Source organism: Streptomyces sp. HUAS TT7, assembly GCF_051550175.1.
Lineage (GTDB): Bacteria > Actinomycetota > Actinomycetes > Streptomycetales > Streptomycetaceae > Streptomyces.
On the sequence record NZ_CP196175.1, the window covers coordinates 2,453,777 to 2,478,680 of the forward strand.

Here is a 24,904-nt window from a genome sequence, read left to right on the forward strand (position 1 = left end):
CTCCGCGCCCGAGCACTCGGCCCGACGGCCCTCCCCCAGCAGGGTTCGCGTTGGCAGGGTGCCCTTGCAGGCATCCCCAGCCCGTCCGGCAATTGAGGACGAGCGCCCTTGAGGCGCGATACGGGGTCTGGGGCAGAGCCCCAGGAGCCGACCCGCCGGACCTCAGCCGAACGAACTCCCCCGGCGGGTTTCGGGAAGGGGTGGGGCGGGGCGAACTCCCGGGGTCTGGGGCGGGGCCCCAGGGTCCTTCACCCCCGGAGGGTCTGGGGGAACGGGCGGGGCGGGGGAAAATCAGCCCGCCACCGATACCTGCGGCTCGCCCGACGCGATGCCGTCCTTCTCCATCTGCTCGGCGATCTTCATCGCCTCGTCGATCAGCGTCTCCACGATCTTCGACTCCGGGACCGTCTTGATGACCTCGCCCTTCACGAAGATCTGGCCCTTGCCGTTGCCGGAGGCGACACCCAGATCCGCCTCACGCGCCTCGCCCGGACCGTTCACCACACAGCCCATCACCGCGACGCGCAGCGGAACCTCCATGCCCTCCAGGCCCGCCGTGACCTCCTCGGCCAGCTTGTACACATCCACCTGCGCCCGCCCGCACGACGGGCACGACACGATCTCCAGACGGCGCTGACGCAGGTTCAACGACTCCAGGATCTGGATACCCACCTTGATCTCCTCGGCCGGCGGGGCCGACAGGGAGACACGGATCGTGTCACCAATGCCCTCGGCAAGCAGCGCGCCGAAGGCGACGGCCGACTTGATGGTGCCCTGGAAGGCCGGACCCGCCTCGGTCACCCCCAGGTGCAGCGGGTAGTCGCACTGGGCCGCCAGCTGCCGGTAGGCGTTCACCATCACGACCGGGTCGTTGTGCTTCACCGAGATCTTGATGTCCCTGAAGCCGTGCTCCTCGAAGAGCGAGGCCTCCCACAGGGCCGACTCGACCAGCGCCTCGGGCGTCGCCCTGCCGTACTTCTTCAAAAGACGCGCGTCCAGCGAGCCCGCGTTCACACCGATCCGGATCGGCGTGCCCGCGTCCTTCGCGGCCTGCGCGATCTCCTTGACCTTGTCGTCGAACTGCTTGATGTTGCCCGGATTCACCCGCACCGCAGCACACCCGGCGTCGATCGCGGCGAACACGTACTTCGGCTGGAAGTGGATGTCCGCGATCACCGGGATCTGCGACTTCCGCGCGATCACCGCCAGCGCATCGGCATCGTCCTGCGTCGGACAGGCCACCCGCACGATCTGGCAGCCGGACGCCGTCAGCTCGGCGATCTGCTGCAGCGTGGCGCCGATGTCCGACGTCCTCGTCGTGGTCATGGACTGCACCGAGACGGGTGCGTCCCCGCCGACCGCCACCGACCCGACCTGGATCTGACGGCTCTTGCGACGCTCGGCCAGCCTGGTCGGTACGGACGGCATTCCCAGTGAAATCGCAGTCATCTGCTGTGCAACCCCAAGGTGTGGATCAAGGTCCCGAGATCGGCGGGCTCCAGCCTTCGAGGTTACGTCACCCTGAGCGCCCCGAGCACACCGTGCCCCCGGAGTTCACGCGAAGGGGCGGCCCGGGCACGCTGTGCACCCGGGCCGCCCCTGTCTGCGTACGACAACCCGTACGTCATCGGCGTACGGCAGACCTCTCCCCCGCGACCGGTCAGGTGATCTTCACCGGGTTCACCACGTCCGCCACCAGCACGAGCAGCGTGAAGCAGATGAAGATTCCGGCCACCACATACGCGACCGGCATCAGCTTCGCCACGTCGAACGGGCCCGGGTCGGGGCGCTTGAGGACGCGGGCCACGTTGCGGCGCAGCGACTCCCACAGGGCGCCCGCGATGTGGCCGCCGTCCAGCGGAAGCAGCGGCAGCATGTTGAACAGGAACAGCGAGAGGTTGAAGCCCGCGAGCAGGAACAGGAACGTCGCGATGATGTTCTGCGTCGGGGCGTCCAGGTTGAGCACCTCGCCGCTGAGGCGGGCCGCGCCGACCACTCCGACCGGGGAGTCGGCCTTGCGCTCGCCGCCGTCGAAGGCCGCGTTCCACAGGTCCGGGATCTTGCCGGGCAGGGCGACGATCGAGTGGACGCCGTTCTCGACCATGTCGCCCATGCGGTTCACGGACGCACTGAAGCTGAGCGGCTGGATCTCGGTCTTGGCGGCGAAACCGAGGTAGCCGGCCGGGACGTACTGGTCGGGGACGACCTGGCCGTCGGAGTCCTTCTTGGCCACCATGTTCTTGGCGAGCGTGGCGTGCAGGACGACCTGCTGACCGCCGCGCTCCACGGTGATCGTGGCCGGGCCGATGGTCTCGCGGATGCGGTCCGAGAGGTCGGACCAGTCCTTCACGGGCTTGCCGTCGAAGGCGACGATCTTGTCGCCGGTCTTCATGCCGGCGGCCTCGGCGGGCGAGACCGCGTCGGTCGGCTTGCAGGTCTCGCGCTTCTCGCTCTGCGCGATCACGCACTTCTGGACGCCCGCGACCTGGGTGGTCTGGGTCGCCATGCCGAAGCCCATGAGCACGGTGAGGAAGATCGCCACCGCGAGGATCAGGTTCATGAACGGGCCCGCGAACATGACGATGACGCGCTTCCAGGGCTTGCGCGTGTAGAAGAGCCGGTCCTCGTCGCCGGGCTGGAGCTCTTCGAAGGCCGCGGCCCTGGCGTCCTCGATCATGCCGCGGAACGGCGAGGTCGAGCGTGCCTCTATGCGGCCGTCCGCACCGGGCGGGAACATGCCGATCATGCGGATGTAGCCGCCGGCCGGCACCGCCTTGATCCCGTACTCCGTGTCGCCCTTCTTGCGCGACCAGATCGTGGGGCCGAAGCCGACCATGTACTGGGGCACGCGGATGCCGAAGAGCTTGGCCGTGGAGAGGTGGCCGAGCTCGTGCCACGCGATGGAGATGAGCAGCCCCACGGCGAAGAGCGCTATGCCGAGGACCGTCAACAGGATCGTCATGCGCGTGCCTCCGCTGTTGCCTTCACCGCGAGTTCCCGGGCCCGGGCGCGTGCCCAGGTCTCCGCTTCCAGGACGTCCGAGACCGTGAGGGAAGTTCCCGCCCGCGGCGTTCCGTGTTCGGCGACGACCTCCGTCACCGTCTCCATGATCCCGCTGAAGGGGAGCCGCCCGGCCAGGAACGCGTCCACGCATTCCTCGTTCGCGGCATTGAACACCGCCGGAGCCGTCCCGCCCAGCTCCCCGACGTGCCGGGCGAGTCCCACCGACGGGAACGCGTCGTTGTCGAGCGGGAAGAACTCCCAGGCCGAGGCCTTGGACCAGTCGAACGCGGGCGCCGCGTCCGGTACCCGCTCGGGCCACCCGAGCCCGATCGCGATCGGCCCGCGCATGTCCGGCGGGGTCGCCTGCGCCAGCGTCGAGCCGTCGGTGAACTCGACCATGGAGTGGACGTAGGACTGGGGGTGGACGACGACCTCGATGCGCGAGAAGGGGATGTCGTAGAGCAGGTGGGCCTCGATCACCTCCAGGCCCTTGTTGACCAGGGTGGCCGAGTTGACGGTGATGACGGGGCCCATCGCCCAGGTGGGGTGGGCGAGCGCGTCGGCCGGGGTGACGTCGGCGAGTTCGCTCTTGGTACGTCCCCGGAAGGGCCCGCCGGACGCGGTCACGACGAGCTTGCGCACATCGGCGCGCTTGCCGGCGGCCAGCGCCTGGAAGAGCGCGGCGTGCTCGGAGTCGACGGGGATGATCTGGCCGGGCTCGGCGATCGCCTTGACGAGGGGGCCGCCGACGATCAGCGACTCCTTGTTGGCGAGGGCGAGGGTGCGTCCCGCTTGGAGCGCGGCCAGCGTGGGGGCGAGCCCGATGGAGCCGGTGATCCCGTTCAGGACGGTGTGGCAGGGGGAGGCCGCGAGCTCGGTGGCCGCGTCGGGGCCCGCCAGGATCTCGGGGAGCGGCTCGCCGCCGTACTGCGCCGCCAGCGCCTCGCGCAGCGCGGGCACGGCGTCCTCGCGCGCCACCGCGACGGCGGCGACCCGCAGCCGCCGGGCCTGCTCGGCGAGCAGCTCGACCCGGCCGCCGGCCGCGGAGAGCGCGGTCACGCGGAAGCGGTCGGGGTTGCGCAGGACCAGGTCGATGGCCTGGGTACCGATGGACCCGGTGGATCCGAGGACCACCACATCGCGGCGGCCAACGGCCGGATCGAAGGCGATGTGGGGGTCGGCGAGGGGGGCTGGGCTGTCGCTCATGCCCCCCATTGTTGCCGCATCGGCTGTGCGCCCGGACAGCGCTCCTGCCAATAGGACCGGGATGAGTGCGCGGGCGCCGTCCCGTACCCCGCTGTCGGGGCGGCGCCCGCGGTCCGGACGCCGGAGCGGAACGTGCCGCCCCGGCGCACCGATCCCCGTACCGGAGCGTCCCGTACGGGATCAGCGGATGGGGCGGTGGACGTTGTCGCGCTTGGCCGGGCCCGGGGTCGCGTCCGCGATCCAGGGGCCGTCGTCGGAGGGGTCGAGGACGCCCTCCTCCAGCCAGGTGTAGGAACCGGCGAGGACCCCGTCGACGATCTTGCGGTCGAGGTCGTCGGTGTTGCTCCACAGCCGGGTGAAGAGTTCCTCCACGCGGATGCGGGACTGGCGGCAGAACGTGTCGGCCAGCTGGACCGCCTCGCGGCCGTTCTCGCCGGTGGCCCGCAGGTGCTCGGCCCGTACGCAGGCCGCGCTCATCGCGAACAGCTCGGCTCCGATGTCGACGATCCGGCCGAGGAAGCCCTGTTTGGTCTCCATCCGGCCCTGCCAGCGCGACATCGCGTAGAACGTCGAGCGGGCGAGCTTGCGCGCGGAGCGCTCGGCGTAGCGAAGGTGCTGAGCGAGTGGCCCGAACTCGCCGTAGGAGCGCGGGAGTTGACCGGGGCCGGCGACCAGCTTGGGCAGCCACTTGGCGTAGAACCCGGCCGCGTTCGCGCCCGCCCTGGCCTTGTCCTGGAGGGACTTGTCGGGGTCGATCAGGTCGCCCGCGACGGACAGGTGGGCGTCGACCGCCTCGCGGGCGATCAGCAGGTGCATGATCTCCGTCGAGCCCTCGAAGATCCGGTTGATCCGCATGTCGCGGAGCATCTGCTCGGCGGGGACGGCCCGCTCGCCTCGGGCCGCGAGCGAGTCCGCGGTCTCGAAGCCGCGGCCGCCGCGGATCTGGACCAGCTCGTCCGTCATCAGCCAGCCCATCTCGGAGCCGTACAGCTTGGCGAGGGCGGCCTCGATGCGGATGTCGTTGCGGTCCTCGTCGGCCATCTGCGAGGAGAGGTCGGTCATGGCTTCGAGGGCGAACGTGGTGGCGGCGATGAAGGAGATCTTCGCGCCGACCGCCTCGTGCCGGGCGACCGGCCGGCCCCACTGCTCGCGTACGCCCGCCCATTCGCGGGCGATCTTCAGGCACCACTTGCCGCCGCCGACGCACATGGCGGGCAGCGAGAGGCGGCCAGTGTTGAGGGTGGTCAGGGCGATCTTGAGGCCGGAGCCCTCGGGGCCGATCCGGTTGGCGGCCGGGACGCGGACCTGGTGGAAGCGGGTGACGCCGTTCTCGATGCCGCGCAGGCCCATGAAGGCGTTGCGGTTCTCGACGGTGACGCCCGGCGAGTCCGCCTCGACGACGAAGGCCGTGATGCCGCCCTTGTGGCCCTCGGACTTGGGCACCCGGGCCATCACGACGAGGAGGTCCGCGACGACACCGTTGGTCGTCCACAGCTTCACGCCGTCCAGGACGTAGTCGTCGCCGTCCGGCACCGCGGAGGTCGCGAGGCGGGCCGGGTCGGAGCCCACGTCGGGCTCGGTGAGCAGGAAGGCGGAGATGTCGGTACGGGCGCAGCGGGGCAGGAAGGTGTCCTTCTGCTCCTGGGTGCCGAACAGCTTGAGCGGCTGGGGCACGCCGATCGACTGGTGCGCGGAGAGCAGTGCGCCTATGGCGGGGCTCGCCGAACCGGCCAGGGTGAGCGCCTTGTTGTAGTAGACCTGGGTCAGCCCCTGGCCGCCGTACTTCGTGTCGATCTTCATCCCGAAGGCGCCGAGCTCCTTGAGCCCGTTCACGACCTCGTCGGGGATCTGCGACTCGCGCTCGATGAGGCGGCCGTCGACGCGGGTCTCGCAGAAGTCGCGCATCTTGGCGAGGAAGGCCTCGCCGCGCTCCACGTCGTCGGGGGCGGGCAGCGGATGGGGGTGGATCAAATCGAGGCGCAGCCGGCCGAGGAAGAGTTCCTTCGCGAAGCTGGGCTTGCGCCAGTCCTGCTCGCGGGCGGCCTCGGCAACCTGGCGCGCCTCGCGCTCGGAGACCTTGGGCGTGTGCTGTGGTGCGGTCATGAGGGGTTCTCCTCGCCGCGGGCTGACGGGTGCGGGCGGCTGCCCGTTACCGGGTGGTGCTACTCGTCCGTATGTACCCGATTCCCGGCACTTGGACCACCCCTCGCGCCCGCCCGGACGTACGACGGCGGCCGGAACCCCCGCACAGTGGGTTCCGGCCGCCGGCCTTGATGGCGCCTCTTGTTGACGGCGCCGCGTCCTAGAGGGCGAGGCCCGTCAGGACGAGGACGCGCTCGTAGGTGTAGTCGTCCATCGCGTAGCGGACGCCCTCGCGGCCGACGCCGGAGGCCTTGGCGCCGCCGTACGGCATCTGGTCGGCGCGGTAGGACGGCACGTCGCCGATGATCACGCCGCCGACCTCCAGGGCGCGGTGGGCGCGGAAGGCGGTCTGCAGGTCGTGCGTGAACACGCCCGCCTGGAGGCCGTACTTGGAGGAGTTGACCGCGGCGAACGCCTCGGCCTCGCCGTCCACCTTCTGTACGGTCAGGACGGGTCCGAAGACCTCCTCGCAGGCCAGCGTGGTGCCGGCCGGGACCTCGGCGAGCACGGTCGGCGCGTAGGAGGCGCCGTCGCGCTTGCCGCCGGCGAGCAGCTCGGCACCGGCCGAGACGGCCTCGTCGACCCAGGACTCGACGCGCTTGGCGGCGTCCTCGCTGACCAGCGGGCCGACGTCGGTGGCCGAGTCGGACGGGTCGCCGGTGACCTGCGCCTCGACAGCGGCGACGATCTTCGGCAGCAGCCGGTCGTAGACCGTCGCGTCCGCGATGACCCGCTGCACCGAGATGCAGGACTGGCCGCCCTGGTAGTTGGAGAAGGTGGCGATACGGGTCGCCGCCCAGTCCAGGTCCGCCTCCGAGGCCCAGTCGGCGAGGACCACGGCCGCGCCGTTGCCGCCGAGCTCCAGGGTGCAGTGCTTGCGCGGCACCGAGTCCATGATCGCGTAGCCGACCTTGTCGGAGCCGGTGAAGGAGATGACCGGGAGGCGGTCGTCCTGCACCAGGGCCGGCATCTTGTCGTTGGCGACCGGCAGGATGCTCCACGAGCCGGCGGGCAGCTCGGTCTCGGCGAGCAGCTCGCCCAGGATGAGGCCCGAGAGGGGGGTCGCGGGGGCGGGCTTCAGGATGATCGGGGCGCCGACCGCGATGGCCGGGGCGACCTTGTGGGCGCACAGGTTCAGCGGGAAGTTGAACGGTGCGATGCCGAGGACGACGCCCTTGGGGAAGCGGCGGGTCAGGGCGAGGCGGCCCACGCCGCCGCCGTCGGTGTCCAGGCGCTGGGCCTCGCCGCCGTTGAAGCGGCGTGCCTCCTCGGCCGCGAAGCGGAACACGGAGACCGCGCGGCCGACCTCGCCGCGGGCCCACTTGATCGGCTTGCCGTTCTCGGCGGAGATCAGCTGGGCGATCTCCTCGGTGCGCTCGGTGAGCCGCTTCGACACGTGGTCGAGGGCGGCGGCCCGCACGTGCGCCGGGGTCGCCGCGAACTCCTCCACGACGGCGTGCGCCGCGGCCACGGCCTCCTCGACCTGGGCGTCGGTGGGCACGCTGACCGAGGCGACGTGACGGCCGTCCCAGGGCGAAGTGACATCGAAGCGGTCGTCGCCGGTGGCCTCGCGGCCGGCGAGCCAGAAGGCGGTGGTAGAAGTCATGCCCTCACGGTAGGCCGGGGGGCGGGGGTGTGCGTTTGTCCGGGGTGGAGTGGTCGGAGCGCGCGGTGCGCCGCTTTGTCATCCCGGCCGGGCTGGACACCCTGGGGCTCCGCCCCAGACCCCGTTGGCCCCACCCCACCCCTTCCCGAAACCCGCCGGGGGTTGTGGGAGGAGATGTGTGGTCGATCGGCTGCGGCCGTGGGCGTCGCTGGGGGCGCCGCCCCCAGGCCCCCGCTCCTCAAACGCCGGCGGGGCTGGATAGCCGGAGAGGCTGGGCGGGTGGATGGCTTTCGACTGCGGGCCGCACGTGGCTGGTCGCGCAGTTCCCCACGCCCCTAGCAGGGTCGGCGCTGGCCCGCACCGGGGCATTTCAGCCTGTCCGGCGATTGAGGACGAGCGCCCTTAAGGCGCGAACGGGGTCTGGGGCGGAGCCCCAGGAAAACCGGCTCACCCCTTCCAACCCCCGGAGGCCACGCGGCGGAGCCGCAGAGTGTCGCAGCGGGAAGGGGCGGGGTGGGGTGGGGAAAGCTCAGGCCTCCGGGGCCGACGTCGCCTTAAGGGCCAGCCACAGCTCCATGCGGACGTCCGGGTCGTCCAGGGAGCGGCCCAGGATCTCCTCCACCCGCCGCATCCGGTAGCGCAGGGTGTGCCGGTGCACACCGAGGTCCGCCGCCGCGGCGTCCCACTGCCCGTGCCGCGACAGCCACGCCCGCAGGGAGGCCACCAGATCGCCACGCCCCGTCGCGTCATGCTCGTACAGCGCACGGAGCATGCCGTCCGCGAACGCCCGCACCGCATCGTCCGCCAGGAGCGGCAGCACCGACCCCGCCACCAACTGCTCGTGCTCCACGAGCAGTTGGCCCCGGCGCCGCGCCACCGACAGCGCCTGCTCCGCCTGCTTGTACGCGGACGCCGCCGCGATCGGCCCGGCCGGCGCGGAGAGGCCTATGACGAGTTCCTCGCCCTCGGCGGCCTCGTGGGACTGGCAGGCCGTGACGGCCTCGCCGCCGTCCGCCGCCAGCACGACGAGCCGCTCCCCCTCCGGCACCACGAGCACCGCCTCGCCACAGCGCGCGGCAGCCGACTCCATCGTCTCGGCGAGCGCGCCGAGCCCGGCGGGGTCGCCCTCCCCCGCGGGTTCGGCGATGACCAGCCGGAACGGCGCGTCCAGGAGCCCGCCGTAGAGATCACCGGCCACCGCGCGGGCGTGGTCCTGCTGCCCGGAGAGCAGCATGCGCAGAACGGCCGCACCCAGGCGCTGCTCGGCTGACTGGAGCGAGCGGGAGCGCTCCGTCGTCAAGGTCAGCAGAGCGACCGCCGAGTGCACCGCGTAGCGCTCCGCGGTGCCGAGCGGCGCCCCCGTACCCACGGCCAGCGCGCCCCGCACCCGGCGCCCCGTGCCGAGCGACTGGAGCTCGACCCGGTCGCCGGAGGCGTCGTCGGCGCCGACGACCGCGCTGGCCGGAGCCGCGCGCTCGCGCAGCCGGGCGACGTCCGGGGCGAGCCGGGCGGCGCGCCGCGCGGCCCACTCGGGGGCGGCCGCCACGACCGCGCCGGAGGTGTCGTACAGCGCGGCCCAGCCGTCGACGTGCGCCGCGAGCTTGGCGATGAGGACGGCCGGGCCGTCGGACAGCGCCGCCTTCGTCAGCTCGCGCTGCGCCTCGAACCCGGCGGTGACCGCGCGGTACTGGTCGGCCGAGATGGCCGCCGAGACCGCCTTGGAGATGGCCAGGAACGGGGTGCGCCGGGGCACCTCCACGAGCGGGAGGTCCTCCTCGCGGGCCGCGGCGAGCAGCGCCTGGGGCACCGTGTCGTAGTTGACCCCGATCGCGAAGCCGAGCCCGACCACCCCGGCCCTGGCCAGCCTGCGCACGTACCGGCGCATGGCCTGGGGGTCGTCGGCGTCCAGCGTCATCGCGGTGGTGAGCAGCAGCTCGCCGCCCTCCATGTACGGGACGGGGTCGGCGAGTTCGCTGACGTGGGCCCAGCGCACCGGGCGGTCCAGGTGGTCCTCCCCCGCGCGCACGGTGAGCTTGAGCGCCGAGTGCTGGATGAGCGAGGCGAGCGTGGGCGGCATGGGACCGGGTTACCTTCGCGGCAGGAAGTCAGGGGTACGGGAAGCAGCGACAGCAAGTGATTGCTACGTCCCGTATGAACGGGCAACTCCATTTTGCCAGCTCGGCCAGGTTCCGCCGAGCCGTTCAACCGCTCAGTGCCGGCCTCACGCCCGTAGGTCCACCAGGAGCGGCGGCGCGTGCTCTCCCTTCACGGTGGTCAGCGAGAGCACCGCATGCCCCGCGGGCACCTGGTGGGCGAGCTCGGAGGCCGACCAGCGCTCCCGCTCGACCTTGCGCACGGTCACGGCGTCGGTGGTGACGGCCTTGCCGGTGACGAGTTTGCGCAGCGCGTGGACCGCCCGGGTGAGCGGCTGGTCGGCGAAGACGGTGTGCTTGGCGACCTCCGTGGTCTCCACCCACTCGGTGCCCCACGCCTGCGCGAAGAGCCGCCCGTCCCAGGTGGTGACCCCGGAGAACGTCATGTGGCAGCCGACCGAGCCGAGCAGCGAGGTGTGCAGCTGCTCCGGCACGTCGCCCAGCGCCCGCAGGGTGAGGAGCACTCCGGCGTTGCAGTTCCGCAGCCGCTGCAGGGACCGTACGGACTCGGCGGTGACGGCGCGCGTGGCGTCGTCGACGGCCAGGAAGGCGAAGAGCGAGCGGTCCCGTCGGCCGGCCGCCCCGGCGGTGAACTGGGCAAGGATCAGCCGGGTCAGCAGGCGCGCCGCCTCCGGGTGGCCGCGTTCGGGCACGTCGACGCGGACCCGCAGCGGGTGTTCGAGGGAGCGCAGCGAGAACGGCCGGGTCTCGCCGGTGGTGTCGAAGAAGCCCTCGAAGGCGGGGCGGTCGAGCACCGCGACGCGTGCGGCGAGCGCGAGCCCCGGGTCGCCCGGAGTGCCCAACTGCCGTTCCCTGGCGTCGAGTTCGCGGCGGTAGGAGCGGTGCACATCGGCGTCCAGGCTCGCCCGGAGCTCTTCCATGGCACCGGGCGATCCGTCGAGCAGCTCGCGCAGGACCGGGACGGCGGGGAAGCGCCCGTGGGCGGCGCGGTAGGGGCCGAGCAGTTGGGCGAGGGCGGTCGCGGCCCGCCGCGAGTCGACCTCGGGGATGTCCCCGGCGAAGGCCTCGGCGAGCAGGGCGGCGGCCTCGTCGGGGTCGGCGGTGCCGCCGTACAGGTCGAGGTCGTACGCCGAGGAAGCGTCGCCGGGCTTGATCACCACGTCGTAGCCGTCGTCGGGACCGAGCGGGGTGCCCGCCGCGCACACCGCGACGACGGCAGCCTTCCCGGCCAGCGCCTGGAGCGCCAGCGACTCCACCACGGGCCGCACCAGGTGCCGCGTCTTGCCCGAGCCGAACGGTCCGACCGCGAGCAGCGACGAGCCGAGCGCGGCCGGGTCGACCGCGGCCCCCGCGCCCCTGCGGGCGGCCGGGGTGCGCTCCGCGTCCGGGTAGCGGCCGAGCCGTACCTGCGAGGTGAGGAGGTCGTGGGTGGCCGCGCGGGCGGGCAGATCGCGATCGCCCGAGGGGTGCAGACAGGCTCGCGCGCCCTGGCCCGCGACCGCCTCGGCGAACGCGCCGAGCCGGGACGGGTCCGCCTTCACGGTCGCCCAGGCCCGCCGGATCCGTACGCAGTCGACGTCGTTCATCCGCCCGGCCCGCTCCTCGGCCACCAGCCGGTCGGCGGCGGCGTCCTGGCCCGCGGCCCGCAGCTGGGGCCAGTCGGCCGGGGAGACCACGGGGGATGCGGTGGGAGTCTGCGCCGGGGAGGCGGCCTTGCGCTTGCGGAAGTGGCCGAGCCAGTCGCCGGCCTTGGCGAAGGGCCAGAGGATCACCGCGCTGACCAGCGCATACAGGGAGTACACGACCACCGCCGCCACGATGTGATCACCGCCCCCGTTCAGCCATGCGACGGGCATCATCGTGAGTACGACCCCGAAGAACGGCACCAGGTTGGACCACATCAGGAACCAGACGGCCACGCCCCCCGCCAGTGCCGTGCGCAGGGCCCGCTCGGGCTGCGGATGATCCACCGCATACCGCTGGAAGACCTCTCTCCAGTTACCCATCCGGCCGAAGACGAACATCAGCAGCGCCGCGAACAAGCTGTTGTAGACCAGGATCGCCGTCCGCGCCTCCGGCGGCCGCGGATACCTCCACCACTCCGCCGGCGTGAACAGCTCAAGCAGCACCCGGCTGTGCGGAACGTACCCGTTGGTCCACAGCGACCAGACCAGGGTGGCCGCGAGCAGTGCCACAAGGGCGCCCACGAGGAGGGCCCGGTCGGGCACCCGGTCCGGGTCGGCGTCAGGGCGCGGCCTGTGGCCGAAGCGCCACAGGCCCGGTTCGGCCGGGGCGCGCGGCGTGCGCAGCCAGTCGCCGAGGGCGGGCCCGGCCGCGGGCGCCTCGACGGGCCGGGGCGGGAGCGCCGGGCGCGGGGGCGGCACTACGGGGCGCGGGGCCGCCCCCGAACGGGTGCCGCGTGCGTCGTGCGTGCCTTCGGTGTCCATCGACCCCTTGCCCCCTGACCAGCCAGGTCCGTTCCGAGCGGTGCGAACGCTCAATCTAGCGGCAGGGCACGACCGTTCACCGCTGCCGGGCACCGCGCACCCGCCCGGGGGAACTGTCCGCCGAGGACAAGGGACACACCCCCACCACTACCGAACGGCGCATGCCACGGCCTGTTCGTGCGCCTTAGCCTGCCAAGAAAGCCAAGGAAGCGTCCGAATCCCCACGAAAATCTCCAGGAGCCCCTCATGAGTGCGATCCCGCAGGAGCGCCGCGTCGTCACCGCCATCCCCGGCCCGAAGTCGCAGGAGCTTCAGGCCCGCCGTCTCGCGGCCGTCGCCGCCGGTGTGGGCTCCACGCTGCCCGTGTTCACCGCGCGCGCGGGCGGCGGCATCATCGAGGACGTCGACGGCAACCGCCTGATCGACTTCGGCTCCGGCATCGCGGTGACGTCGGTCGGCGCCTCCGCCGAGGCCGTGGTGCGCCGCGCGAGCGCCCAGCTGCAGGACTTCACGCACACCTGCTTCATGGTCACGCCGTACGAGGGCTACGTCGCCGTCGCCGAGCAGCTCGCCGAGCTGACCCCGGGCGACCACGCCAAGAAGTCGGCGCTGTTCAACTCGGGCGCCGAGGCCGTCGAGAACGCCGTCAAGATCGCCCGTGCGTACACCAAGCGCCAGGCCGTCGTCGTCTTCGACCACGGCTACCACGGCCGCACCAACCTGACGATGGCGCTGACAGCCAAGAACATGCCGTACAAGAACGGCTTCGGCCCGTTCGCACCCGAGGTCTACCGGGTTCCGGTCGCCTACGGCTACCGCTGGCTGACCGGCCCGGAGAACGCCGGCGCCGAGGCGTCCGCGCAGGCCATCGACATGATCAACAAGCAGATCGGGGCGGACAACGTCGCCGCGATCATCATCGAGCCGGTGCTCGGCGAGGGCGGCTTCATCGAGCCGGCCAAGGGCTTCCTGCCCGCGATCAGCCAGTTCGCCAAGGACAACGGGATCGTGTTCGTCGCGGACGAGATCCAGTCCGGCTTCTGCCGTACCGGCCAGTGGTTCGCCTGTGAGGACGAGGGCATCGTCCCGGACCTGATCACCACCGCCAAGGGCATCGCGGGCGGCATGCCGCTCGCCGCCGTGACGGGCCGCGCCGAGATCATGGACGCCGCGCACGCGGGCGGCCTCGGCGGCACCTACGGCGGCAACCCGGTGGCCTGCGCCGCCGCGCTGGGCGCGATCGAGACGATGAAGGAGCTCGACCTCAACGGCAGGGCCAAGCGCATCGAGGAGGTCATGAAGGCCCGCCTGGCGACCATGGCCGAGAAGTACGACATCATCGGCGACATCCGCGGCCGCGGCGCCATGATCGCCATCGAGCTGGTCAAGGACCGCGCCTCGAAGACCCCGAACCCGGAGGCCGCCGGCGCGCTCGCCAAGGCCTGCCACGCGGAGGGCCTCCTGGTCCTGACCTGCGGCACCTACGGCAACGTCCTGCGCTTCCTGCCCCCGCTGGTCATCGGCGAGGACCTGCTGAACGAGGGCCTCGACATCATCGAGCAGGCCTTCACCGGCGTGTGACGCCGAGCAGCCGACACCGCCTGTGAAGAACGTGTGGGGGGCCAATGGCGGGATGGAGTTCCCGCTGTCGGTCCCCCGCGGTCTGCCGTACGGTTTCTGCAGATGAGAGAAACACCTCGCCCGCAGGGGACTGCGGGCGATTCCAGGGCGGAGCATCCCCAGCCTTGCCCTGGTCGTGCCTTCGCGCACACCACTGGAGCCTCCGGCTCCGGAACTCCTCACCGATCGGATGGCCGTCCGCCCCACACCCCCCGGGGCGCGCGGTACGCCGGTCAAGGCGGCCGCCCCGGAACCTCCCCCCCTGTTCCGGGGCGGCCGGCTTTCCTCTTCGCCACGCTGCTCGGCGTGTTCGCGGTCATCACCTGGCAGGTTGCCTCCGGCGGCCCGTTGCGCCGTCTTGACGAGCGCCTCGACCGGGCGGTGACCGGCCACGGCCCGTCCGCCCTCACGGAGACCCTCGCCGACCTCGGCAGCATGCCGGTCGCGCTCCCCGTCCTCGCCGTCGCCATCGCCTGCGCCCTGTGGCGCGGCCTGCGCCGCCAGGCCCTGATCGCCGCCGTCACGATGGCCCTGGTGCCGCTGCTTGTCGTGCCGCTGAAGGACTGGATCGCCCGGCCGGGCCCGCTGGAGGCCGCCACCGGCTACTACCCCTCGGGCCATACGGCGACCGCGATGGTGGCGTACGGCGGGGCGGCGCTGCTCCTGTCCCCCTGCGTACGCCGCAGATGGCTGATGCCCGCCGCCGCGGGGGCGCTCACCGCGGCGACGGGCATCGGTCTGGTCCTGCACGGCTACCACTGGCCCCTGGACGTCCTTGCCAGCTGCTGCCTGTGCGGGGCCCTTCTGGTGGTCAGCTCCACGGGTATGCGTCGAGGTTCTTGGAGAACTCGCGGCCGTTGAAGCGGTCCCAGTTGACGGACCAGGTCATCAGGCCGCGAAGCCCGGGCCAGGTTCCGTGGGTCTGGTACGCGCCGCAGTTCGCCTTCTTCGTCAGGCAGTCCAGGGTCTTGGTGACCTCGGCGGGGCTGGTCCAGCCGTTGCCCGCCTGAGTGGAGGCGGGCAGGCCGATGGCGACCTGGTCGGGGCGCAGCGCGGGGAACGTCTTGGCGGTGTCGCCCGCGACCGGGAAGCCGGTGAGCAGCATGTCGGTCATGGCGATGTGGAAGTCCGAGCCGCCCATCGAGTGGTACTGGTTGTCCAGGCCCATGATCGAGCCCGAGTTGTAGTCCTGGACGTGCAGCAGCGTGAGCGAGTCGCGCAGCGCGTAGACGACCGGAAGGTAGGCGCCGCAGCGCGGATCCTGCCCGCCCCAGGGGCCGGAGCCGTAGTACTGGTACCCCATCTGCACGAAGAACGTCTCCGGGGCCATGGTCAGGACGAACTTCGAGCCGTACTTGGCTTTCAGGGCCTTCAGGGCGTCAATGAGGTTGACGACGACGGGAGTTGTGGGACTGCGGAAGTCCGTGTCGCCGGTGTTCAGCGACAGCGAGTGGCCCTCGAAGTCGATGTCGAGGCCGTCCAGACCGTAGTCGTCGATGATCTTCGATACGGACGAGACGAAGGTGTCGCGGGCGGCGGTCGTGGTGAGCTGGACCTGGCCGTTCTGGCCGCCGATCGAGATGAGCACCTTTTTGCCCGCGGCCTGCTTGGCCTTGATGGCGGCCTTGAAGTCGGCGAGCGACTCGACGGTCGGGCACTCGCTGGCCTGACACAGATTGAACCGGATGTCGCCCGAGGTCGCCGAGGTCGGTTCACCGAAGGCGAGGTCGATGAAGTTCCAGTCGTCGGGCACGTCCGCCATGCGCGTGTAGCCCGCGCCGTTGGCGAAGGACGCGTGCAGATACCCGACGAGCGCGTGGCCGGAGGGCGGCGGGGTGGTTCCACCCGTGGTGACCGCGGTGACGGTGGCCGACTTGGGGGACTCCCCCGCGGAGTTGGTCGCGGTGACCTGGAAGGCGTACGAGGTGCTGGGGGCCAGGCCCGTGACGGTGGCCGAAGTCCCGCTCGCCGAGGCCACCTTGGCGCCGTCGCGGTACACGTTGTAGCCGGTGGCGCCGGTGGCCGGGGACCAGCTCAGGCCGATGCTGGAGGAAGTGGCGCCGGAGGCGGTGAGCCCGGCGGGGGCGGCCGGTATCCGACGGGGGCGCCGCCGGGACCGGTCAGGGTCACGTCGTCGGCCTCGTAGGCGGCGGTGCCGTACCAGCCGTGCGTGTAGACGGTCACCGATGTGGTGCTCGCGCCGGTCTTGAAGGTGGTCGTCAGCTGCTGCCAGGAGGGCGCGGACTGGGTCCAGGCCGACACGTCGGTGGTTCCGGTGCCGGAGGCGCCGAGGTAGACGTAGCTGCCCTGCACCCAACTGCTCAGCGTGTACGTGGAGTTGGGCTGGACGGCGACCGTCTGGGAGCACTGGGCGTTGTCGCTGCCGGCCGGCGTTGCCTTCAGGGCGCCGGTGCCGCTGTGCACGGGCGAGGAGACGGCCGCGCCGCTGTTCGCGGTGCAGCTCCAGCCGTCGAGTCCGGATTCGAAGCCGCCGTTGCGCATGAGGTCGGTGTCGACGGCGTGCGCGGACGGCGCCACGGCGACGAGTCCGGCCGCGGCGAGGGTGGCCGCCATGAGGGCGGCGAAAAGGGATGACCGTAGGGCCGGATGTCTGGTGCGGTCCACAACTGCCTCCCGGCAAGGGGATATTGAGACACGAAGCCCGCACAACATGGTCCAGACCAATCAAGTTGTCAAGACCTCTGACACCGAGCCGTCCCGGTCAGTCCCGCTTGCCCCCACCCCGTGCGATGTGAGCCGCCGCCTCGTGCATCGCGAGTTCGAGCAGGGTCGGGTCGGTGAGGGTGCCCGAGCCGTCGGGCGGCACCAGCCAGCGCACCCCGCCGGTCGCCCGGCCCGGGTACGGCACCACGATCCAGGTGCCCGCGCCCGCCCCGCGCACCCCCGTACCGAGCCACCGCGCCACCGTGCCCGGCGGCACGAAGAAGCCGATGCGCTCGTCGCCGAAGTCGGCGAGCACGGGACCCGGCCGGCCCACGAGCCGGGTCAGCACATCGAGCGTGTGACCTCCGAGCTCGCCCGGCAGGATCAGTACGTCCCAGCGCCTGCCGGCCGGAAGGAGGGCGACCCCCAGGGGGTTCCGCTCCCATTCCCACCGGCAGGCGTCGGGATCCGGCGCCACCGACGCCAGCCATTCCACCGCGGTCTTCGACCCCGAGGCAGTCATTGCGTCCTCCGTCCGGTCCCACTCCACTGGGCAGAGCCAGTGCGTCCACGAGCGAGAGGGCCAACGGGCCGGGCCATGACGCGACTTCGGGCACCTCACGGTAGTGAACTGGGTCACACCACGAACGAAAGAAGTGCGCCCCCGGCGTGACCGGGGGCGCACGGAACGATCAAGCACGCACACCGTGTCAGCTGTCGAAGCCGAGGCCGACCCGGTCCATCGCCTTGAGCCACAGATTGCGCCGGCCGCCGTTCTCGTCGGCCCGCGCCAGCGACCACTTGGTGATGCCGATGCCCGCCCATGCCACCGGCTCCGGCGGGAAGGGCAGCGGCTTGGTGCGCACCATCTCCAGTTCGGTGCGCTCGGTGTGCTCGCCCGCCAGGAGGTCGAGCATCACATCGGCGCCGAACCGGGTCGCCCCGACCCCGAGCCCGGTGTACCCGGCGGCGTACGCGACCCGGCCGGCGTGGGCGGTGCCGAAGAACGCCGAGAAGCGCGAGCAGGTGTCGATCGCGCCGCCCCAGGCGTGGCTGAAGCGCAGCCCCTCCAGCTGCGGGAAGCAGTGGAAGAACTGCTCGGCGAGCTTGGCGTAGGTCTCGGGCCGGTCGTCGTACTCGGTGCGCACCTTCCCGCCGTACTGGTAGATCGCGTCGTAGCCGCCCCACAGGATGCGGTTGTCGGCGGACAGGCGGAAGTAGTGGAACTGGTTGGCCGAGTCCCCGAGCCCCTGGCGCCGGTGCCAGCCGATGGAGGCGAGCTGGGCGGCGTTCAGCGGCTCGGTCATCAGCGCGTAGTCATACACCGGCACCGTGTACGCCCGCAGCCGCTTGACCAGCGAGGGGAACACATTGGTGCCGAGCGCGACGTGCTCGGCGCGGATCTTGCCGTACGGGGTGCGCACGCCCATGCCGGTGCCGACCCGGGCCAGCGAGAGGCCCGGGGTGTGCTCGTAGATCCGTACGCCGAGATCGAGGCAGGCCCGCTTCAGGCCCCAGGCGAGCTTCGCCGGGTGGAGCATGGCGACGCCGTCGCGGTCCCAGAGCCCGCCGAGGAAGGTGGGCGAGTCGACCTCGGCCCGCAGCGCCTCCTCGTCGAGCAGTTCGAGCCCGCCGAAGCCGAGGCTCGTCGCCTCCTCGTACATCTCGTGCAGCTCTTCGAGCTGGTGGGGCTCGGTGGCGATGTCGATCTCGCCGGTCCGCTCGAAGTCACAGTCGATCTTGTAGCGGGCGACGGCGGCCTCGATGGCGTCGAGGTTCGCCGCGCCGAGCTCTTCGAGCCGGGCCAGCTCGTCCGGCCAGCGGGCGAGGCCATTGCCCAGGCCGTGGGTGAGGGAGGCGGCGCAGAAGCCGCCGTTGCGGCCGGAGGCGGCCCAGCCGATCTCCTTGCCCTCGATGAGGACGACATCGCGGCCGGGCTCGCGCTCCTTGGCGATGAGCGCGGTCCACAGCCCGCTGTAGCCGCCGCCGACGACGAGGAGCTCGCACTTCTCGTCGCCGGTGAGGGCGGGCAGCGCCTCGGGGCGGCCGGGGTCCTCCAGCCAGAAGGGGACGGGCTTGGCGCCCGCCAGGGACTGTCGTGCTGCACTGTTCATGGCTCGGGTCACGGCCATGATTTCCAACTCCCTCAGGAACTGCGTACGGTTACGCTTTCGCGCTGTTCTTGCGCCGGTTCGCAATGAATTGTCCGGCGGTGACCACCACGACGGCAATGATGAACATGGCCGTCCCGATGACGTTGATCTGCACGGGTGTGCCGCGCTGCGCCGAGCCCCAGACGAACATGGGGAAGGTCACGGTGGAGCCCGCGTTGAAGTTGGTGATGATGAAGTCGTCGAAGGACAGCGCGAAGGCGAGCAGGGCGCCCGCCGCGATGCCGGGCGACGCGATCGGCAGCGTCACCCGCAGGAACGTCTGGACCGGGCCGGCGTAGAGATCGCGCGCGGCCTCTTCGAGCCTCGGATCCATGGACATCACACGCGCCTTGACGGCGGTGACGACGAAGCTGAGACAGAACATGATGTGGGCGATGAGGATCGTCCAGAAGCCCAGCTGCGCGCCCATGTTGAGGAACAGCGTGAGCAGCGACGCGGCCATCACGACCTCGGGCATCGCCATCGGCAGGAAGATCAGCGAGTTGATCGCGCCGCGCGCCCGGAACCGGTAGCGGACCAGGGCGAACGCGATCATCGCGCCGAGCACGGTCGAGCCGATCGTCGCCCAGAGGGCGATCTGGAGCGAAAGCGAGAGCGAGCCGCACATGTCGGCGACCCCGCACGGGTCCTTCCAGGCGTCGGTCGAGAACCGCGTCCAGGAGTAGTTGAAGCGCCCGTTCGGCTTGTTGAACGAGAACACCATCACGACGACGTTCGGCAGGATCAGATACGCGAGCGTCGCGAGCCCCGCGAGGACCACGAGATTGCGGCGCAGCCACTTGAGAACGGGCATCAGACCAGGTCCTCCGTCCCGGCTCGGCGGATGTAGACGGTGACCATGACCAGGACGATCGCCATCAGGATGAAGGAGAGGGCGGCGGCCGTCGGATAGTCCAGGACCCGCAGGAACTGCGACTGGATGACGTTGCCGACCATCTTCTGGTCGGTGGAGCCGAGCAGTTCGGCGTTCACGTAATCACCGCTGGCCGGGATGAAGGTGAGCAGGGTGCCGGAGACGACGCCGGGCATCGACAGCGGGAAGGTCACCTTGCGGAAGGTGGTGGCGGGCGTCGCGTACAGGTCGCCGGCCGCTTCGTGCAGCCGGGAGTCGATGCGTTCGAGCGAGGTGTAGAGCGGCAGGATCATGAACGGCAGGAAGTTGTACGTGAGTCCGCAGACCACCGCCATGGGCGTGGCCAGGACCCGGTTGCCCTCGGTCCAGCCCAGCCAGTTGGTGACGTCCAGGACGTGCAGTGAGCCCAGCGCGTGCACCACCGGGCCGCCGTCGGCCAGGATCGTCTTCCAGGCCAGCGTGCGGATCAGGAAGCTGGTGAAGAACGGCGCGATGACCAGGACCAGGACGATGTTGCGCCAGCGGCCCGCCTTGAAGGCGATCAGATAGGCCAGCGGATAGCCGAGCAGCAGACACAGCAGGGTCGCGGTTCCCGCGTAGAGCAGGGAGCGGACGAACTGCGGGTAGTACTCCTTGAAGGCGTCCCAGTACGTCTGGAAGTGCCAGGTGACCTGGAATCCCTTCTCAAGTGACCCTGTCTGTACGGAAGTCGAGGCCTGGTACACCATCGGCAGCGCGAAGAACACGATCAGCCAGAGGATGCCGGGCAGCAGCAGCCAGTACGGGACGAGCCGCTTGCGGGTGGAGCCCTTGCGCACCGGGAGTTCGGTGGGCGCTTCGGCCAGGGCGGTCACGCGGCGTCCTCGACCTTCTCGACGCCCGCGTCGATGGCCTGGGCCGCGTCGAGGCCGAAGGTGTGCGCCGGGTTCCAGTGCAGGACGACCTCGGCGCCGGGGGTGAGCCGGGTGTCGCGTTCGATGTTCTGCTCGTACACGGAAAGGCCGTTGCCGGCCGGGGAGTCCACCAGGTACTGGGTGGAAACCCCGATGAAGGACGAGTCGACGATGCGGCCACTCACGCGGTTGCGGCCGTCGGCGATCGCGCCCTCGTCGTCGCGGTGGGCGAGCGAGATCTTCTCGGGGCGTACGCCGACGAGGAGCTTGCCGCCACTGCTCGTTGGAGCCGAACATCGCCCGCCGGGCAGCCGCAGCTTGGCACCGCCGGCGGTGACCACGAGGTCGTCGCCGCTCAGTTCCGCGACCTCGGCCTCGATGAGGTTGGAGGTGCCGAGGAAGTTCGCGACGAACGTGGTCTTCGGGTTCTCGTACAGGTCGGCCGGGGCGCCGAGCTGTTCGACGCGGCCGCCGTTCATCACCGCGACCGTGTCGGCCATCGTCATGGCCTCCTCCTGGTCGTGGGTGACGTGCACGAAGGTGATGCCGACCTCGGTCTGGATGCGCTTGAGCTCCAGCTGCATCTGGCGGCGCAGCTTGAGGTCGAGGGCGCCGAGCGGCTCGTCGAGGAGCAGCACCTGGGGGTGGTTGATCAGCGCGCGGGCGACGGCGACGCGCTGCTGCTGGCCGCCGGAGAGCTGGTGCGGCTTGCGGTGCGCGAAGTCGCCGAGCTGCACGAGCTCCAGCATGTCGTCGACCTGCTTCTTCACCGACTTGATGCCCCGGCGGCGCAGCCCGAAGGCGACGTTCTCCGAGACGTTCAGATGCGGGAAGAGGGCGTACGACTGGAAGACGGTGTTCACCGGCCGCTTGTACGGCGGCAGGCCGGTGACGTCCTTGTCGCCGAGGAAGACCGTGCCGGTGGTCGGCTCCTCAAGCCCGGCGATCATGCGGAGCGTGGTGGTCTTGCCGCAGCCGGACGCGCCGAGCAGGGCGAAGAACGAGCCCTGCGGGACGGTCAGTTCGAGCGGGTGGACGGCGGTGAAGGAGCCGTACGTCTTGCTGATCCCGGTGAGGCGGACGTCGCCGCCGGCGGTGCTGTCTGTCATGGGTGGGGTCCCAGGGTGTTGAGGGGAAGGGGGTCGGGCTCACGGGGAGGGGCTCAGCGCCCTGAAGGGGCGCGGGGAACTGCGCGACCAGCCACAGCGGACCCGCACCCGAAGAACACCGCACCCCCGCGGAGCGCTCACGCTCCGATGAGCTTGGAGAACTTCTGCTCGTACGCCGTCTCCTCGGCCTCGCTGAGCGAGCGGAAGGAGTGGGACTTCGCGGTCATCGCCCGGTCCGGCAGGATGAGTTCGTTCTGCGCGAGCGCCGGGTCGAGCTTGGCGAGTTCGTCGCGGACCCCGTCGACCGGGCACTGGTAGTTGATGAACGCGGCGAGCTTGGCGGCCACCGGGAGCTCGTAGTAGTAGTCGATCAGCTTCTCGGCGTTGCTCTGGTGCCGGGCCTTCGCCGGGACGAGCAGGTTGTCGCTGGAGGTCATGTAACCGGCCGCCGGGATGGCGTACTTGATGTCCGGGTTGTCGGAGCGCAGCTGGGTGACGTCACCGCCCCACGCGACACAGGCCGCGAGGTCGCCCTTCACCAGGTCGCCGGTGTAGTCGTTGCCGGTGAAGCGGCGGATCTGCTTGGTGTCGACGCCCTTCTGGAGCCGCCCGATCGCGGCGTCGAAGTCGGCGTCGGTGAACTTCGCCGGATCCTTGCCGAGGTCGAGCAGGGTCATGCCGATCGTGTCGCGCATCTCGGAGAGGAAGCCGACCCGGCCCTTGAGGCTTGGGTCGTCGAGCAGCTGGGTGACGGAGTCGACCTTCTTGCCGCCGGTCGCCTTGGCGTTGTAGGCGATGACGGTCGGGATGCCGGTCCACGGGTAGGAGTAGGCGCGGCCCGGGTCCCAGTCGGGCATCCGGAACTGGGGCGCCAGGTTGGCGTACGCGTGCGGCAGGTGGGAGGGGTCGAGCTGCTGCGCCCAGCCGAGCCGGATGAGCCGGGCGGCGAGCCAGTCGGTGAGGACGACGAGGTCACGGCCGGTGTCCTGGCCGGCCGCCAGCTGCGGCTTGATCTTGCCGAAGAACTCGACGTTGTCGTTGATGTCCTCGGTGTACTTGACCTGGATCCCGGTGCGGCGGGTGAACTCGTCCAGCGTCGGATGGTGCTTCTTGTCGTCACTGATGTCCATGTACTGCGTCCAGTTGGAGAAGTTGATCTCCTTCTCCCGGTCGGAGTGGTCCGCGTTGGACGGTCCGGCGCCGTTCTCCTTCTTGGCCGCCGGGATGCCGCACGCGCTCAGGCCGGCCAGACCGCCGACGGTGAGCGCGCCGACGCCCGAGGCGCGCAGCAGGGAACGGCGGGTCAGGGCGCCCCGGCCGTTGGTCATGCTGCGCCGGATGGCGGCCAGTTGGGCCGCGGACAAGGCGGGCTCGTACTGCTCCATGTGCTGTATGCCCTTTCGGGTGGGTACGGTGGCCTGGTCGGGCCGCCTCTGCTATCGGTCCCCGAAGATCGTGCGGTGCCAGTCCTTCGCGGCGACCGCCGTGTTGTCGTACATCACATGCTTGACCTGCGTGTACTCCTCGAAGGAATACGCGGACATGTCCTTTCCGTAGCCACTCGCCCGGTAGCCGCCGTGCGGCATCTCGCTGATGATCGGAATGTGGTCGTTGATCCACACGCAGCCCGCCTTGATCTCGCGGGTGGCGCGGCCCGTGCGGTACACGTCGCGGCTCCAGGCGGAGGCGGCGAGTCCGTAGGGGGTGTCGTTGGCGAGCGCGATGCCCTCGTCGTCGGTGTCGAAGGGCAGCACCACCAGGACCGGGCCGAAGATCTCGGCCTGGACGACCTCGCTGTCCTGGGGGGCGTCCGCGATGAGGGTGGGCCGGTAGTAGGCGCCGTCGTTCTTGGGCGCCTCGCCGCCGGTGACGATGCGGGCATACGCCCTGGCGCGCTCGACGAATCCGGCGACGCGGTCGCGGTGGGTGTGCGAGATCAGCGGGCCGAGATCGGTGTCCTCGCTGAACGGGTCGCCGATCCGGACGGTCTCCATGAGGGCCGCGGTCCGCTCGACGAAGGCCTCGTACAGCGGGCGCTGGACGTAGGCGCGGGTGGCGGCGGTGCAGTCCTGGCCCGAGTTGATGAGGGAGGCGGCGACCGCGCCGTGCACGGCGGCCTCCAGGTCGGCGTCGTCGAAGACCACGAAGGGGGCCTTGCCGCCGAGTTCGAGGTGGAGCCGCTTGACGGTCCTGGTGGCGATCTCGGCGACCCGCTTGCCGACCCCGGTCGAGCCGGTGAAGGAGGTCATCACGACGTCCGGGTGCCCGACGAGGTGCTCGCCCGCGTCCTTTCCGGCCCCGGTGACGATGTTGACGACACCGTCCGGAATGCCGGCCTCCTTGGCGGCCTCGGCGAACAGGAGCGAGGTCAGCGGGGTGGTCTCGGCGGGCTTGAGGACGATGGTGTTGCCCGCCGCGATCGCCGGGAGAATCTTCCAGGCGGCCATCTGGAGCGGGTAGTTCCAGGGCGCGATGGACCCGACGACCCCGATGGGCTCACGGCGTACGTAGGAGGTGTGGTCCCCCGAGTACTCCCCCGCGGACCTGCCCTCCAGGTGCCGGGCCGCGCCCGCGAAGAACGCGGTGTTGTCGACGGTGCCGGGCACGTCGAACTCGCGGCTGAGCTTGATCGGCTTGCCGCACTGGAGGGACTCGGCCTGCGCGAACTCCTCGGCGCGCTCGGTGAGGACCTCCGCGAGGCGGTGCAGCGCGGCCGAGCGCTCGCCGGGGGTGACGCCGGACCAGCCGGGGAAGGCGTCCTTGGCGGCAGCGACCGCCGCGTCGACATCGGCGGGACCCGCGAGCTCGTAGTCGTACACCGTCTCCCCCGTCGCCGGGTCGACGACCGCCTGGCGGCGTCCGGAGGTGCCGGGGCGCAGCCGTCCGCCGATGTACTGGGCACCGGCCGCGAAGCGGTCCTGCGCCGGGAAGCGGGGTGCTGCCGGGGTGCGATTGCCGTTGCCGTTGTCGGTGTCCATGTCGCCCACGTTCTTCGTAGCTTCAGCTCGATTTGAGTGACGATCCTGACAGAGGCACATCTGGCCAACAAGTGATTCCGTTGTTGCCTTTTGGT

General features: G+C 70.9%; 16 protein-coding genes and 1 pseudogene. 2 read left to right on the plus strand and 15 right to left on the minus strand.

What is annotated here, in order from left to right:
- Window positions 1-291: 291 nt before the first annotated feature.
- From ispG to ACSHXC_RS10860, 7 genes are all read right to left on the minus strand, one after another.
- Window positions 292-1,449, minus strand: a complete 1,158-nt coding sequence (gene ispG, locus ACSHXC_RS10830) for a flavodoxin-dependent (E)-4-hydroxy-3-methylbut-2-enyl-diphosphate synthase (RefSeq protein ID WP_438291380.1) — start codon at window positions 1,447-1,449, stop codon at window positions 292-294.
- A gap of 211 nt (window positions 1,450-1,660) precedes the next feature.
- Window positions 1,661-2,962 (minus strand): M50 family metallopeptidase, encoded by a 1,302-nt coding sequence (locus tag ACSHXC_RS10835; RefSeq protein WP_438291381.1) that lies wholly within the window; start codon window positions 2,960-2,962, stop codon window positions 1,661-1,663.
- Window positions 2,959-4,209 (minus strand): 1-deoxy-D-xylulose-5-phosphate reductoisomerase, encoded by a 1,251-nt coding sequence (gene dxr, locus ACSHXC_RS10840; protein ID WP_438291382.1) that lies wholly within the window; start codon window positions 4,207-4,209, stop codon window positions 2,959-2,961. The genes ACSHXC_RS10835 and dxr overlap by 4 nt, the downstream gene beginning before the upstream one ends.
- Window positions 4,210-4,389: 180 nt before the next feature.
- Complete coding sequence (locus ACSHXC_RS10845; protein WP_438291383.1) at window positions 4,390-6,312, minus strand: acyl-CoA dehydrogenase family protein; 1,923 nt, start codon at window positions 6,310-6,312, stop codon at window positions 4,390-4,392.
- Between the two features lie 199 nt (window positions 6,313-6,511).
- Entirely contained in the window at window positions 6,512-7,957 is a 1,446-nt protein-coding gene (locus tag ACSHXC_RS10850; RefSeq protein WP_438291384.1) for an aldehyde dehydrogenase family protein, read from the minus strand.
- Window positions 7,958-8,486: 529 nt separating this feature from the next.
- Complete coding sequence (locus ACSHXC_RS10855) at window positions 8,487-10,034, minus strand: PucR family transcriptional regulator (RefSeq protein ID WP_438291385.1); 1,548 nt, start codon at window positions 10,032-10,034, stop codon at window positions 8,487-8,489.
- Between the two features lie 144 nt (window positions 10,035-10,178).
- Window positions 10,179-12,518: an ATP/GTP-binding protein gene (locus ACSHXC_RS10860; RefSeq protein WP_438291386.1), complete on the minus strand. Its 2,340-nt coding sequence runs from the start codon at window positions 12,516-12,518 to the stop codon at window positions 10,179-10,181.
- Between the two features lie 246 nt (window positions 12,519-12,764).
- Here ACSHXC_RS10860 and gabT point away from each other — a divergent pair, with 246 nt between their 5' ends.
- Together gabT and ACSHXC_RS10870 are read left to right on the plus strand one after the other, a co-directional pair.
- The gene (gene gabT / locus ACSHXC_RS10865; RefSeq protein WP_438291387.1) at window positions 12,765-14,099 is read left to right on the plus strand and encodes a 4-aminobutyrate--2-oxoglutarate transaminase; all 1,335 of its coding nucleotides are present in this window, start codon (window positions 12,765-12,767) and stop codon (window positions 14,097-14,099) included.
- A gap of 102 nt (window positions 14,100-14,201) precedes the next feature.
- Window positions 14,202-14,999 carry a phosphatase PAP2 family protein gene (locus tag ACSHXC_RS10870; RefSeq protein WP_438291388.1) on the plus strand — a complete coding sequence of 266 codons (798 nt, stop codon included), beginning with the start codon at window positions 14,202-14,204 and terminating at the stop codon, window positions 14,997-14,999.
- Here the strand turns inward: ACSHXC_RS10870 and ACSHXC_RS10875 are convergent.
- From ACSHXC_RS10875 to ACSHXC_RS10910, 8 genes and pseudogenes are all read right to left on the minus strand, one after another.
- Window positions 14,950-16,763: pseudogene (locus tag ACSHXC_RS10875) on the minus strand (chitinase). The gene ACSHXC_RS10870 and the pseudogene ACSHXC_RS10875 overlap by 50 nt on opposite strands.
- Window positions 16,764-16,860: 97 nt before the next feature.
- Window positions 16,861-17,325 carry a hypothetical protein gene (locus tag ACSHXC_RS10880; RefSeq protein WP_438291389.1) on the minus strand — a complete coding sequence of 155 codons (465 nt, stop codon included), beginning with the start codon at window positions 17,323-17,325 and terminating at the stop codon, window positions 16,861-16,863.
- A 187-nt stretch (window positions 17,326-17,512) separates the two neighbouring features.
- Complete coding sequence (locus ACSHXC_RS10885) at window positions 17,513-18,934, minus strand: NAD(P)/FAD-dependent oxidoreductase (RefSeq protein WP_438291390.1); 1,422 nt, start codon at window positions 18,932-18,934, stop codon at window positions 17,513-17,515.
- 31 nt (window positions 18,935-18,965) lie between these two features.
- Entirely contained in the window at window positions 18,966-19,769 is an 804-nt protein-coding gene (locus ACSHXC_RS10890) for an ABC transporter permease (protein ID WP_438291391.1), read from the minus strand.
- A complete protein-coding gene (locus tag ACSHXC_RS10895) occupies window positions 19,769-20,683 on the minus strand; it encodes an ABC transporter permease (RefSeq protein ID WP_438291392.1) in 915 nt (304 codons plus the stop codon). Before ACSHXC_RS10895 ends, ACSHXC_RS10890 begins: the two co-directional genes overlap by 1 nt.
- Window positions 20,680-21,831: an ABC transporter ATP-binding protein gene (locus ACSHXC_RS10900; protein WP_438291393.1), complete on the minus strand. Its 1,152-nt coding sequence runs from the start codon at window positions 21,829-21,831 to the stop codon at window positions 20,680-20,682. Before ACSHXC_RS10900 ends, ACSHXC_RS10895 begins: the two co-directional genes overlap by 4 nt.
- Before the next feature lie 137 nt (window positions 21,832-21,968).
- Window positions 21,969-23,216, minus strand: a complete 1,248-nt coding sequence (locus ACSHXC_RS10905) for a polyamine ABC transporter substrate-binding protein (RefSeq protein ID WP_438291394.1) — start codon at window positions 23,214-23,216, stop codon at window positions 21,969-21,971.
- Window positions 23,217-23,267: 51 nt separating this feature from the next.
- Window positions 23,268-24,809, minus strand: coding sequence for a gamma-aminobutyraldehyde dehydrogenase (locus tag ACSHXC_RS10910; RefSeq protein ID WP_438291395.1), 1,542 nt, complete (start codon window positions 24,807-24,809; stop codon window positions 23,268-23,270).
- Window positions 24,810-24,904: the final 95 nt, after the last annotated feature.

What these genes read in the sequence shown, in the direction of transcription:
- ACSHXC_RS10870 (WP_438291388.1), top strand. Translation starts at nt 14,202, where the DNA reads ATGAGAGAAACACCTCGCCCGCAGGGGACTGCGGGCGATTCCAGGGCG.
- ACSHXC_RS10900 (WP_438291393.1), bottom strand. Translation starts at nt 21,831, where the DNA reads ATGACAGACAGCACCGCCGGCGGCGACGTCCGCCTCACCGGGATCAGC.
- ACSHXC_RS10890 (WP_438291391.1), bottom strand. Translation starts at nt 19,769, where the DNA reads ATGCCCGTTCTCAAGTGGCTGCGCCGCAATCTCGTGGTCCTCGCGGGG.
- ACSHXC_RS10910 (WP_438291395.1), bottom strand. Translation starts at nt 24,809, where the DNA reads ATGGACACCGACAACGGCAACGGCAATCGCACCCCGGCAGCACCCCGC.
- ACSHXC_RS10905 (WP_438291394.1), bottom strand. Translation starts at nt 23,216, where the DNA reads ATGGAGCAGTACGAGCCCGCCTTGTCCGCGGCCCAACTGGCCGCCATC.
- ACSHXC_RS10860 (WP_438291386.1), bottom strand. Translation starts at nt 12,518, where the DNA reads ATGGACACCGAAGGCACGCACGACGCACGCGGCACCCGTTCGGGGGCG.
- gabT (WP_438291387.1), top strand. Translation starts at nt 12,765, where the DNA reads ATGAGTGCGATCCCGCAGGAGCGCCGCGTCGTCACCGCCATCCCCGGC.
- ACSHXC_RS10880 (WP_438291389.1), bottom strand. Translation starts at nt 17,325, where the DNA reads ATGACTGCCTCGGGGTCGAAGACCGCGGTGGAATGGCTGGCGTCGGTG.
- ACSHXC_RS10835 (WP_438291381.1), bottom strand. Translation starts at nt 2,962, where the DNA reads ATGACGATCCTGTTGACGGTCCTCGGCATAGCGCTCTTCGCCGTGGGG.
- ACSHXC_RS10885 (WP_438291390.1), bottom strand. Translation starts at nt 18,934, where the DNA reads ATGGCCGTGACCCGAGCCATGAACAGTGCAGCACGACAGTCCCTGGCG.
- ACSHXC_RS10855 (WP_438291385.1), bottom strand. Translation starts at nt 10,034, where the DNA reads ATGCCGCCCACGCTCGCCTCGCTCATCCAGCACTCGGCGCTCAAGCTC.
- ispG (WP_438291380.1), bottom strand. Translation starts at nt 1,449, where the DNA reads ATGACTGCGATTTCACTGGGAATGCCGTCCGTACCGACCAGGCTGGCC.
- ACSHXC_RS10845 (WP_438291383.1), bottom strand. Translation starts at nt 6,312, where the DNA reads ATGACCGCACCACAGCACACGCCCAAGGTCTCCGAGCGCGAGGCGCGC.
- dxr (WP_438291382.1), bottom strand. Translation starts at nt 4,209, where the DNA reads ATGAGCGACAGCCCAGCCCCCCTCGCCGACCCCCACATCGCCTTCGAT.
- ACSHXC_RS10850 (WP_438291384.1), bottom strand. Translation starts at nt 7,957, where the DNA reads ATGACTTCTACCACCGCCTTCTGGCTCGCCGGCCGCGAGGCCACCGGC.